Annotated in this window: 8 protein-coding genes; 2 read left to right on the top strand and 6 right to left on the bottom strand. The window is 52.7% G+C overall.

Annotation, left to right across the window (positions count from 1 at the left end; translation table 11 throughout):
• Nucleotides 1-205 precede the first annotated feature (205 nt).
• The 5 genes from narI to narK all read right to left on the bottom strand — a co-directional run bounded on the left by narI (nucleotide 206) and on the right by narK (nucleotide 8,652).
• Nucleotides 206-883 (bottom strand): respiratory nitrate reductase subunit gamma, encoded by a 678-nt coding sequence (gene narI, locus QUF14_RS07625; RefSeq protein WP_001160122.1) that lies wholly within the window; start codon nucleotides 881-883, stop codon nucleotides 206-208.
• Nucleotides 883-1,593: a nitrate reductase molybdenum cofactor assembly chaperone gene (gene narJ, locus QUF14_RS07620; RefSeq protein WP_000571676.1), complete on the bottom strand. Its 711-nt coding sequence runs from the start codon at nucleotides 1,591-1,593 to the stop codon at nucleotides 883-885. Before narJ ends, narI begins: the two co-directional genes overlap by 1 nt.
• On the bottom strand, nucleotides 1,590-3,128 hold the full coding sequence (gene narH, locus QUF14_RS07615; RefSeq protein WP_000702650.1) for a nitrate reductase subunit beta: 1,539 nt from the start codon (nucleotides 3,126-3,128) through the stop codon (nucleotides 1,590-1,592). Before narH ends, narJ begins: the two co-directional genes overlap by 4 nt.
• Nucleotides 3,125-6,868: a nitrate reductase subunit alpha gene (locus tag QUF14_RS07610; RefSeq protein WP_000032974.1), complete on the bottom strand. Its 3,744-nt coding sequence runs from the start codon at nucleotides 6,866-6,868 to the stop codon at nucleotides 3,125-3,127. Before QUF14_RS07610 ends, narH begins: the two co-directional genes overlap by 4 nt.
• A 392-nt stretch (nucleotides 6,869-7,260) precedes the next feature.
• Nucleotides 7,261-8,652: a nitrate transporter NarK gene (gene narK, locus QUF14_RS07605; protein ID WP_000019836.1), complete on the bottom strand. Its 1,392-nt coding sequence runs from the start codon at nucleotides 8,650-8,652 to the stop codon at nucleotides 7,261-7,263.
• Nucleotides 8,653-8,990: 338 nt separating this feature from the next.
• Between narK and narX the strand changes: the two genes are divergently transcribed.
• Nucleotides 8,991-10,787, top strand: a complete 1,797-nt coding sequence (gene narX, locus QUF14_RS07600) for a nitrate/nitrite two-component system sensor histidine kinase NarX (protein WP_000918045.1) — start codon at nucleotides 8,991-8,993, stop codon at nucleotides 10,785-10,787.
• The gene (gene narL / locus QUF14_RS07595; protein ID WP_000070491.1) at nucleotides 10,780-11,430 is read left to right on the top strand and encodes a two-component system response regulator NarL; all 651 of its coding nucleotides are present in this window, start codon (nucleotides 10,780-10,782) and stop codon (nucleotides 11,428-11,430) included. The genes narX and narL overlap by 8 nt, the downstream gene beginning before the upstream one ends.
• Here the strand turns inward: narL and ychO are convergent, their stop codons facing one another.
• Entirely contained in the window at nucleotides 11,431-12,825 is a 1,395-nt protein-coding gene (ychO, locus tag QUF14_RS07590) for an inverse autotransporter invasin YchO (RefSeq protein ID WP_024212040.1), read from the bottom strand.
• Nucleotides 12,826-12,857: the final 32 nt, after the last annotated feature.

Genomic DNA, 12,857 nt, shown 5'->3' with positions numbered 1-12,857 from the left:
ACCTATCATATAGATGAGCTACGTTTCCCTACAATCCGAAAAAATCCACAGAGTGTAACTGGCGATTTCAGCCGGCTGACAACGTGCGTTGCGTTATGCCGGATGCGGCGTGAACGCCTTATCCGGCATACATATCACGTAATATCAATGAATTGTATGACTCTGTAGGCCTGATAAGCGCAGCGCATCAGGCACTATGTCGTGCTTAGTGGCGAGCACGCACCAGCTGATACTTACGTGTCAGATACTCCACCGGTACGCTCCAGATGTGCACCAGACGCGAGAACGGGAACAGCAGGAATAACGTCATCCCCAGCACCAGGTGCAGACGGAAGATAAACGCCACACCATCAAGGTGTTGAGAAGCGCCACCGTGGAAGGTCACCACCGACTGCGCCCAGCCAACCAGTTTCATCATCTCGCTACCGTCCATATGTTGGGCAGAAAATGGAATGGTCAGTAGGCCCAGTGCGCACTGGATAACGAGTAGCGACAGGATCAGGATGTCCGCCCCAGTAGTCGTTGCTCGTACGCGTGGGCTGGTCAAACGACGCTTCAGCAACAGCACGCCGCCAATCAGGCACAGCACGCCGCTGGCACCACCAGCAAACATCGCCATTTTCTGTTTCACTTCAATTGGCAGCCACGCTTCGTAAACCCAGTGCGGCGTTAACATACCGAGGAAGTGACCGACAAAAATCCCCAGAATACCGATATGGAACAGGTTCGACGCCAGGTTCATCCCTTTGCGATCCAGCATCTGGCTGGATGCCGCGCGCCAGGTGTACTGCCCGTAGTCATAGCGCAGCCAGCTACCAATCAGGAAGACGGCCCCGGCTATGTACGGGTAGATATCAAAGAAGAACATATTCAGGAATTGCATTAGTGCTGTCCTCCGGTGGTGATATTCAGATATTGCGGCGCGACGGCACCGGCAAAGCGACGCTGATGAGCAGTGATTGCTGAATCACCGCAGCCTTTGTCAGCAAAGAATTTAACCTGCTCTTCTTCCCAGACGGCATCCAGCGCCTGTGGCGTATCGTCGCGCGCTTCATCAGCAATTTTTTCCGCCACTTTGTCGCTGTCGATAGCGGTATTCGCCAGTTTCAGCAGCAGATCAAACAGCACGGCATAACGGCTTTCACGTTGTTGCAGACGCGCGCTCAGCAACGCCAGAATCGGCGCGATATCTTTCAAACCTTCCACGGCTTCGCTTTGCGGCAGCTGCGCCAGATACTCCAGATACAGCGGCAGATGATCCGGTAATTCACGACTGTTCAATTGCAAACCGTGCTGCTCATACTGTGCCAACAAGTCAACCATTGCCTGGCCGCGGTCACGGGATTCACCGTGAACATGTTCAAATAGCAACAGTGACGTGGCGCGGCCACGGTCGAACAGTTCGCTGTACTGGGCCTGAGCATCCAGCGGATCCAGCGCTGTTAAATCGCGCAGGAAAATGCCCAGCGCATGGGCATCCTCTTTCGACAGATTTTCCGACGCAGCAATCGCCTCAAACATCTCTTGTTGATGCTGCCATAAGGCAGCATCCGGATATTCCAGGAGACGCGATACAATCACGAGTTCGATCATGGGTGCGGCTCCGTTTTACTGGTCACGTCGATGGCATCGATACGGCGGCTGTTGAACAGATTAAATTTGGTATCTGAACCGTGGCAGCCGTCACCAAAGGTAAAGCCGCAGCCATTTTTCTCCGGGAAGGCTTCCCGCGCCAGTTCACGATGACTGCTCGGCACTACAAAGCGATCTTCATAGTTGGCAATCGCCAGATAACGGTACATCTCCTGTGCCTGAGCTTCGGTCAGACCGACCTCTTCCAGCGCACGGGTATCAACTTTACCGTCAACGGTTTCAGCACGTTTGTAATGACGCATCGCCAGCATACGTTTCAGCGCGCGCAGTACCGGTTTGGTATCACCGGCGGTCAGCAGATTCGCCAGATACTGTACCGGGATACGCAAGCTTTCGACGTCTGGCAAAATACCGTTGCTGCCCAGCTCGCCCGCATCTGCCGCAGACTGAATCGGCGACAGAGGCGGCACGTACCAGACCATCGGCAGTGTGCGATATTCCGGATGCAGCGGCAGCGCCAGTTTCCATTCCATCGCCATTTTATAAACCGGCGACTGCTGTGCGGCTTCAATAACGCTCAGCGGAATACCGTCCTTAATCGCCTGCTCGATGACTTTCGGATCGTTCGGATCGAGGAACACGTCCAGCTGACGCTGGTAGAGATCTTTCTCGTTCTCGGTGCTGGCTGCACGTTCAATCGCGTCGGCATCGTACAGCAGCACGCCAAGATAACGGATACGACCGACACAGGTTTCAGAGCACACCGTCGGCTGACCGGCTTCAATACGCGGATAGCAGAAGATGCACTTCTCAGACTTACCGCTCTTCCAGTTGAAGTAGATTTTTTTGTACGGGCATCCGGTGATGCACATACGCCAGCCGCGGCATTTGTCCTGGTCGATCAGGACGATGCCATCTTCTTCACGCTTGTAGATAGCCCCGCTTGGACAGGTCGCCACACATGCCGGGTTCAGGCAGTGTTCGCACAGGCGTGGCAAATACATCATGAAGGTGTTTTCGAACTGGCTATACATCGCCTTCTGGATGTTGTCGAAGTTCTTGTCTTTCGCCAGTTTGTCAAACTCGCCGCCCAGGTCATCTTCCCAGTTTGGCCCTTTTTCGATTTTCGCCATCCGTTCGCCGGTAATCAGCGAACGTGGACGGGCAATCGGCTGCGATTTGCTGCCTTCCGGCGCGGTATGCAGGTTCTGATAGTCAAAATCGAACGGCTCGTAATAATCGTCGATCCCCGGCAGATGCGGGTTAGCGAAGATTTTACCCAGCAGCATGGCGCGGTTCCCCATGCGCGGTTGCAGTTTGCCGTTGATTTTACGGATCCAGCCGCCTTTGTATTTCTCCTGGTTTTCCCAGTCTGTCGGGAAGCCCTGGCCCGGCTTGGTTTCCACGTTGTTGAACCACGCGTATTCCACGCCTTCACGGCTGGTCCAGACGTTTTTACAGGTCACTGAACAGGTGTGGCAACCGATGCACTTATCCAGATTCAGCACCATGCCGACTTGTGAACGAATTTTCATTTTACGCTCTCCTGTACCTGGTCATTGCCTTCGCCATCTAACCAGTCAATGTTCTTCATCTTACGCACTACAACAAATTCATCGCGGTTAGAACCTACAGTGCCGTAGTAGTTAAAGCCGTATGCCAGATGGGCATAGCCGCCGATCATATGCGTCGGTTTCGGCGTGATACGGGTGACCGAGTTATGAATACCGCCGCGCTGACTGGTGATTTCTGAACCAGGCAGGTTAACGATACGTTCCTGCGCGTGGTACATCATGGTCATCCCTGCCGGAACACGCTGGCTGACAACCGCACGAGCAGTCAGTGCACCGTTGCTGTTGAAGACTTCAATCCAGTCGTTATCGGCGATACCCAGCTCTTTGGCATCGGCTTCACTCAACCAGACCACCGGACCACCGCGACCTAAAGTCAGCATCAGCAGGTTGTCGCTGTAGGTGGAGTGGATACCCCACTTCTGGTGCGGTGTCAGGAAGTTGAGCGCTTTTTCCGGATTACCGTTAGATTTCTGACCCATCACTTCTTTCACCGAACGGGTGTCGATCGGCGGACGATAAACCAGCAGGCTTTCACCGAAATCACGCATCCACTGATGATCCTGATACAGCTGCTGACGGCCAGAGAGCGTACGCCACGGGATCAACTCGTGAACGTTGGTGTAACCGGCGTTGTAAGAAACATGTTCATCTTCAAGGCCAGACCAGGTCGGGCTGGAGATGATTTTGCGCGGCTGCGCCTGAATGTCACGAAAGCGGATCTTCTCGTCTTCTTTATTCAGCGCCAGATGCGTATGGTCACGACCGGTAAACTCGCTCAGGGCAGCCCAGGCTTTCACGGCTACCTGACCATTGGTTTCCGGTGCCAGCGTCAGAATCATCTCTGCCGCATCAATTGCGGTGTTGAGCATCGGCTGGCCTTTCGCCGGACCTTCCGCTTTGGTGTAGTTGAGCTTACGCAGCAGATCCATCTCGCTCTGGGTGTTCCAGGCAATCCCTTTACCGCCGTTACCGATTTTCTCCATCAGCGGGCCGATAGAGGTAAAGCGTTCGTAAGTCGCCGGATAATCGCGCTCTACGACCATAATGTGCGGTGCAGTTTTACCTGGGATCAGGTCGCATTCGCCTTTTTTCCAGTCTTTCACATCCAGCGGCTGCGCCAGTTCAGCGGCAGAGTCGTGCTGGATCGGCAGCGTGACGATGTCGGTTTCTTTGCCCAGATGACCAACGCACACTTCGGAGAATTTCTTCGCGATGGCTTTGTAGATTTCCCAGTCGCTTTTCGCTTCCCAGGCCGGATCGACCGCAGCAGACAGCGGGTGAATAAACGGATGCATATCCGAAGTATTCATGTCGTCTTTTTCGTACCAGGTCGCCGTCGGCAAAATGATGTCGGAATAGAGACAGGTGCTCGACAGACGGAAGTCCAGCGTCACCACCAGATCCAGCTTGCCTTCCAGACCGTTGTCCTGCCAGTCCACTTCTTCCGGCTTCACGCCGCCCTGCTGACCCAGGTCTTTACCCTGGATACCGTGCTCCGTCCCCAGCAGGTACTTGAGCATAAACTCATGACCTTTACCGGAAGAACCGAGCAGGTTAGAACGCCAGATGAACAGGTTACGCGGGTGGTTTTTACCGTTTTCTGGTTGTTCTGCCGCAAAACGGATAGAACCCTCTTTCAGGGATTTCACGGTGTAATCCACCGGATTCATGCCCGCTTTTTCCGCTTCGCGAGCGATAGTTAGCGGGTTAGTGCCTAACTGCGGCGCAGACGGCAGCCAGCCCATACGTTCTGCACGGACGTTAAAGTCGATCAGATGTCCGGTATAACGGGATTTATCCGCCATCGGCGACAACAACTCTTCTGCGGTCACGGTTTCATAACGCCACTGGCTGGAGTGGTTATAGAAATAAGAGGTGCTGTTCATGTGACGCGCCGGACGCTGCCAGTCAAGAGCAAACGCCAGCGGCTGCCAGCCGGTTTGCGGACGCAGTTTTTCCTGACCTACATAGTGCGCCCAGCCGCCACCGCTCTGACCTACACAGCCGCAGAAAATCAGCATGTTGATCAGACCACGATAGTTCATATCGAGGTGATACCAGTGGTTCAGACCTGCACCAACGATGATCATTGAACGACCGTGGGTCTTATCAGCGTTGTCAGCAAATTCACGGGCAATGCGGATAATCTGGCTGCGAGAAACGCCGGTAATCTGCTCGGCCCACGCAGGGGTGTAAGCTTTCACATCGTCATAGCTGGTTGCACAGTTAACGTCGTTCAGGCCACGTTCCAGACCATAGTTTGCCAGCGTCAGATCATAAACGGTGGTCACCAGTGCAGTGCTGCCATCAGCCAGTTGCAGGCGTTTCACCGGCAGCTTGTGCAGCAGCACGTTTTCCAGTTCCACTTTGTTGAAGTGTTCAGTGCCGTCGCCACCAAAGTATGGGAAGCCCACCTCAGCGATCTCATCCTGGCTACCCAGCAGGCTCAGTTGCAGCTCGGTTTCTTCGCCAGTTTTGCCGTCGCGCTGCTCCAGATTCCATTTGCCCTTCTCGCCCCAGCGGAAGCCAATAGAACCGTTCGGCGCAACCATTTCGCCATTGGTATTAAAGGCGACTGTTTTCCATTCCGGATTGTTTTCCTGGCCCAGCGCATCCACCAGATCAGCAGCGCGCAGCATACGACCCGCAGCGTAGTAACCGTCGCGCTCTTCCAGCATCACCAGCATTGGCATGTCGGTATAACGACGCACATAGTCGGTGAAATACTGGCTTGGGTTGTCGAGGTGGAATTCACGCAGCATCACGTGGCCCATCGCCAGCGCCATTGCTGCGTCGGTGCCCTGCTTCGGTGCCAGCCACAGATCGCACAGTTTGGCGATTTCAGCATAGTCCGGTGTGACGGCAACAGTTTTGGTGCCTTTGTAACGCACTTCAGTAAAGAAGTGAGCATCCGGAGTACGCGTCTGCGGCACGTTTGACCCCCAGGCGATGATGTAGCTGGAGTTGTACCAGTCAGCAGATTCCGGTACGTCAGTTTGCTCGCCCCAGGTTTGTGGAGACGCAGGAGGCAGATCGCAGTACCAGTCGTAGAAGCTTAAGCAAGTACCGCCAAGCAGCGAGAGATAACGCGCACCCGACGCGTAAGAAACCATCGACATTGCCGGAATTGGCGAGAAGCCAGCGACACGGTCCGGGCCGTAGTTTTTGATGGTGTAAACGTTAGAGGCGGCGATCAGTTCGTTCACTTCCTGCCAGGAAGAACGAACAAAACCACCGCGTCCACGCGCCTGCTTAAAGCTTTTCGCTTTATCGGCGTCTTCAATGATAGAAGCCCATGCCTCAACCGGATCGCTATGCAGCGCCTTCGCTTCACGCCACATTTTCATCAGGCGTTTGCGCATCATCGGGTATTTCAGACGGTTGGCGCTGTAAAGATACCAGGAGTAGCTGGCACCGCGCGGGCAGCCGCGAGGTTCATGGTTTGGCAGGTCCGGGCGAGTACGCGGATAGTCAGTCTGCTGGGTTTCCCAGGTGACCAGACCGTTTTTAACGTAGATTTTCCAGCTGCAGGAGCCGGTGCAGTTTACCCCGTGGGTAGAGCGGACGATTTTGTCATGCTGCCAACGCTGACGATATCCATCCTCCCAGTCACGGTTGGTATTCAGAAGCTGGCCATGCCCATCGGCAAAGGTTTCACCCTTCTGTTTGAAGTAGCGAAACCGGTCCAGGAATTTACTCATCGGTTTTCTCCTGTGGGAGCCTGTCGGCCCTCTGATAAATCGACATTGCTAATGTTTAAGGGCAAGGTAACGCTCTGAAACAGCGTGGGAATTGATAACGATCAAGAGTGATGGGGATGAAAAATAAAGTAAATTCCTAAGATACCCCTTTAGGATAATTAACAGTTACATCATAAAATACTGTAAATTAAGGCATTTTATACCTGTAGTTATTTAAACTATTAAGAATTTTATGCAGATGGGTATTAAGGAGTATTCCCCATGGGTAACATATTAATGGCTCTTAATGAAATCCGGCGAAATAAGCCATATAACATTAGTATGTTGTAACTAAATGATGCATAAAAAAAGCGCGACATCATGCCGCGCAAAGGATAATCAAATATTAAGATTTATTTTTTAGAATGCCGACCATATACCGCCCAGGTAATCACTACGCAGGCGATATAGAAAATCAAAAATACTTTCATTGCGCCGACTGGCGAACCCGTTAATGCCAGCGAGCTACCGAACGCTTTCGGGATAAAGAAGCCACCAATCGCGCCAATCGCAGAGATGAAACCCAGCGCCGCCGCCGTGTCGGTTGCCGCTTCACGCATCGCACGTTCGTCAGAACCCCCTTCTGCTTTCACGCGATCCATTGTCAGTTTACGGAAGATCACGGAAATCATCTGGAAAGTGGAACCACTACCCAGCCCAGCTGTCAGGAACAGCGCCAGGAAGACTGCGAAGAACGCCATGAAGCTTCCGCCCTGTCCGTCAGTCGGTAAGGTCAGGAACAGCAGGCCGCTGAAAATCGCCATCAGGATAAAGTTCACCAGTGTGACACGAGTTCCGCCCAGACGGTCAGATAATGCACCACCTGCAGAACGCGCCAGCGCACCAATAAACGGCCCGAAGAAAGCGTATTGCAGAATCTGAACATCCGGGAACTGCGTTTTTGACAGCATCGCAAAGCCCGCGGAGAAGCCGATGAAGGAGCCGAAGGTTGCCAGATACAGCAGGCTCATAATCCACAGATGACCCCGTTTGAGTACCGGCAACTGCTCCTTGATGGAGGCTTTCGAGGTAGCAAGATCGTTCATGCCAAACCACGCCGCAATGGTGAAGATGGCAAGGAACGGCACCCATACCCAGGACGCATTCGCCAGATACAGCTCAGTCCCATCCGGCTGTTTGACACCCTGGCTACCAAATACTGCGAAAATCGACAGTGATACCACCAGCGGAGCAACCAACTGCATGACGCTGACGCCCATGTTGCCCAGACCACCATTCAGACCCAGCGCGCCACCCTGCTTCTGTTTCGGAAAGAAGAAGCTGATGTTTGCCATACTGGATGCGAAGTTCGCGCCAGCAAAGCCGCACAGCAGAGAGATGATGATGAAGACGCTATAAGGCGTGGAGGTATCCTGCACGGCAAAACCCAGCCAGACGCAAGGAATAATCAGAATACCGGTGCTGAACGCCGTCCAGCGACGACCACCGAAGATAGGAACCATAAAGGAGTATGGAACACGTAACAACGCGCCAGAAACCGAAGGCAGCGCCGTCAACATAAATAGCTGATCGGTCGTAAAATTAAAACCGACTTTCGGTAAGTTCACCGCAACAGCGCTGAACAACATCCATACGCAAAACGCCAGCAGCAGACAGGGAACGGAAATCCACAGGTTGCGGCTGGCAATACGTTGACCGCGTTGTTGCCAGAACGCAGGATCTTCCGGTCGCCAATCTGTAATGACAGCTCCAGTAGCCCTTTCGGGGGCGGATGAGTGACTCATAGACACCTCTGATACTCGTTTCGATGTCTGCCACCTTAGTGTCTGTAGCTAAAGGCAATTTGATGTAAATCAAACGATAAGATAACTTTATCTATCATTGATATTTATCATTACCCATAGTGAGTACAGTGATTTCATAAAAATTATGAGATTTTTCACGGTGCTGTAAAATCCCTACCCTTACCGATGTAAAGCGACTTACCACGCGGCAAATAAGGAGTAACTCTTTCCGGGTATGGGTATACTTCAGCCAATAGCCGAGAATACTGCCATTCCAGAATGTATCGTCACATTCATTAAGGTTATTGCTCATTTAAAGCCTGAAGGAAGAGGTTTGCATGCTTAAACGTTGTCTCTCTCCGCTCACCCTGGTTAATCAGGTTGCGCTTATTGTGTTGCTTTCTACTGCTATTGGACTGGCGGGGATGGCGGTTTCTGGCTGGCTGGTACAAGGCGTTCAGGGCAGCGCCCATGCGATCAACAAAGCGGGATCGCTGCGCATGCAAAGTTACCGTCTGTTGGCGGCAGTGCCATTAAGCGAGAAAGACAAGCCCTTAATTAAAGAGATGGAACAAACGGCATTTAGCGCCGAGTTAACCCGAGCAGCAGAACGAGACGGACAACTGGCGCAACTACAGGGTTTACAAGATTACTGGCGTAATGAACTGATCCCTGCGCTGCTGTGTGCACAAAACCGCAAAACGGTGTCAGCGGATGTCAGCCAGTTTGTTGCCGGGCTTGATCAACTGGTATCTGGTTTTGACCGCACCACGGAAATGCGCATTGAGACAGTGGTGCTGGTCCATCGGGTAATGGCGGTATTTATGGCACTTTTACTGGTGTTCACTATTATCTGGTTGCGGGCGCGACTGCTACAACCGTGGCGGCAGTTGTTGGCAATGGCGAGTGCCGTCAGCCATCGCGATTTTACCCAACGCGCGAACATCAGCGGGCGCAACGAAATGGCTATGCTTGGAACTGCGTTGAACAATATGTCTGCAGAACTGGCGGAAAGTTACGCCGTACTTGAGCAGCGGGTTCAGGAGAAAACCGCCGGGCTGGAACATAAAAATCAGATCCTCTCTTTTTTATGGCAGGCCAACCGCCGTTTGCATTCCCGCGCCCCGCTGTGTGAACGCCTGTCACCTGTACTCAACGGCTTACAGAATTTAACCCTGCTACGTGATATCGAACTGCGGGTGTATGACACTGATGATGAAGAGAATCATCAGGAGTTTACCTGCCAGCCAGATATGACCTGCGATGATAAAGGCTGTCAGCTCTGCCCGCGCGGTGTACTCCCCGTTGGCGATCGCGGCACAACCCTGAAGTGGCGGCTGGCTGACTCTCATACGCAGTACGGTATTTTGCTGGCAACCCTGCCGCAGGGGCGTCATCTTAGTCATGATCAACAACAACTGGTGGATACCCTGGTTGAACAACTCACCGCCACGCTTGCGCTGGATCGCCATCAGGAACGTCAGCAACAGTTGATCGTGATGGAAGAGCGTGCCACCATTGCGCGCGAACTGCATGATTCTATTGCCCAATCTCTCTCTTGCATGAAGATGCAGGTGAGTTGTTTACAGATGCAGGGCGATGCGCTGCCAGAAAGCAGCCGCGAACTGTTAAGTCAGATCCGTAACGAACTGAATGCATCCTGGGCGCAGTTGCGTGAATTGCTCACCACATTCCGCTTGCAGCTCACCGAGCCTGGATTACGTCCGGCACTGGAAGCGAGTTGCGAAGAGTACAGCGCCAAATTTGGCTTCCCGGTGAAGCTGGATTATCAATTGCCGCCTCGTCTGGTACCTTCGCATCAGGCAATCCATCTGTTACAAATTGCCCGTGAGGCATTAAGTAACGCCCTCAAACATTCGCAAGCGAGTGAGGTCGTGGTGACAGTGGCGCAAAACGATAATCAGGTCAAACTGACCGTCCAGGATAACGGCTGCGGCGTGCCTGAAAATGCCATCCGCAGCAATCACTACGGCATGATAATAATGCGCGACCGTGCGCAAAGTTTACGAGGCGATTGCCGCGTCCGCCGTCGTGAATCAGGTGGCACCGAAGTGGTGGTCACCTTTATTCCCGAAAAAACTTTCACAGACGTCCAAGGAGATACCCATGAGTAATCAGGAACCGGCTACTATCCTGCTGATCGACGATCACCCGATGCTGCGAACTGGCGTAAAACAGCTTATCAGTATGGCACCAGATATCACCGTGGTTGGCGAAGCGAGTAATGGCGAACAGGGTATTGAACTGGCGGAGTCTCTTGATCCCGATTTGATCTTGTTAGATCTCAATATGCCCGGCATGAACGGTCTGGAAACGCTGGATAAACTGCGCGAAAAGTCCCTCTCCGGGCGCATTGTGGTATTCAGCGTCTCTAACCATGAAGAAGATGTGGTCACCGCACTGAAACGCGGCGCGGATGGCTATCTGTTAAAAGATATGGAACCGGAAGATCTGCTGAAAGCATTGCATCAGGCTGCTGCTGGCGAAATGGTATTAAGCGAAGCATTAACGCCTGTTCTGGCCGCCAGCTTGCGCGCTAACCGTGCCACTACTGAACGCGATGTTAACCAGTTAACCCCACGCGAGCGCGACATTCTCAAGCTGATTGCCCAGGGTTTGCCAAACAAGATGATTGCCCGCCGCCTGGACATCACCGAAAGCACAGTAAAAGTGCACGTCAAGCACATGCTGAAGAAAATGAAGCTCAAGTCTCGCGTGGAAGCAGCAGTATGGGTGCATCAGGAGCGCATTTTCTGATTACGGTTCCCAGCGCAGTTCGTCGTTTGACAATGCGTCGAACGGTTCGACAAGCGTTAGCGTGATCTCATTGGAGGAGACACGCTGCCCCTGGTTATCTTCCACCACTACAGACAATCGCCAGTGATTGCTTGCCCCTTCCCCGTTTTGCCAGTCAGGCATGATCAGCGTCCAGCCCTCCGCGCTATTGGCTTGTGCGCCCGGCGTCAAACTTAATATCTGCGTATCGCCCTGCCAAATCAGTTGCCGAATACCATAACGACTGCGGATTTGTAATTTCAGCGGCACTGTTTCGCCAGGTTTTAGATCCCACGGCGGTGTCGCCAGAAACACCGTTAACGTTTTTCGCTGTCGGTACTCAAGAGTCGGTAGATTATTTCGCTGCGGATTATCATAGCGACTACCACGTAACGACTGACTTTCGGCAACCTCGCCCGCAGAAAGTTGTTTTTTGAGCGGGACACCAAAGCGGTAGTTAAGATTCAGCCCGAGGTTATTTTGATTCTCGCCGCTTTCACCCTGTTTATGCTGGGCCGTCACCGTGACTAATGGCACTGGGGTATAATTTAATCCCAGACTCAACGCGACGGGATTGTGATAACCCGTACCAGAGTTAAATAAATCAACGCGATCACCAAAATACTGTTCTACGCTGACGCTGGTATTGAGGTGTTGATAGAACGGCATGCGCATCCGGGCCGTCAGATCGTACCCGCGCGCCATCCTTTGTTCTTGTATGGCTGTCTGTTCATGCCATGTAGCAAACGGCTGATAATAGTTTGCTGATAGCCGCAAATATTCGCCCCACGCTTCGGCGCCAAGGCCTGCTCGCTGAAGATTTTCGTCCAGCAAGTTGTCATAAAAGGTGTTATACCCCACCAGCCAGTTGCCGCGCGCCCAGCGTTGCCCAACTCCAAGATTGGTCACCAGCCCATCATCCTGCTGAGTAAGACCCAGCTGGCTCCAGGTGAGATAACGATCATTATCCTGTAAAGGCACAAACCAACTTCCGCGACTGCCGGTGAAATGACCTTCGTTATCTACTTTGACGTCAACACTGGCATTTCCCCACGGTGATAGCCAGGATTCCAGGTGCTGATTAACCTGCTGACTAAGCGCGTCGCGGACTTTTCCCAATGCGAAAGCTTTTGCCTGCTCGCCAGTATCCAGCCCGTTATCATTCATACTGGTTTCGCCGAAATCTTTCACAATTTCAGCAAAGTGTTTTTCCCCATCATGATTTTCGGGAGCCATGCCTAAATCCGGCAGACCATCATTGTTATTATCAAAGGGATTTGCCGCTTTTTGCTCGAAGGTAGATTGTGCGTTAGCTGTACCGCCTGCCGCCAGCAAGAGTAAATAAAACGGAATAATGCGAGGAACGAAACGGCTCAAAACGTCGGTAACTTCCGGTAAAAAATGAAAAA

Origin of the sequence: Escherichia sp. HH091_1A (assembly GCF_030295175.1) — a bacterium.
In the GTDB taxonomy this organism is placed as follows: Bacteria; Pseudomonadota; Gammaproteobacteria; order Enterobacterales; family Enterobacteriaceae; genus Escherichia; species Escherichia coli_F.
The sequence above is the reverse complement of the archived record's forward strand: the minus strand, read 5'-3'. Positions and strand labels throughout refer to the sequence as shown.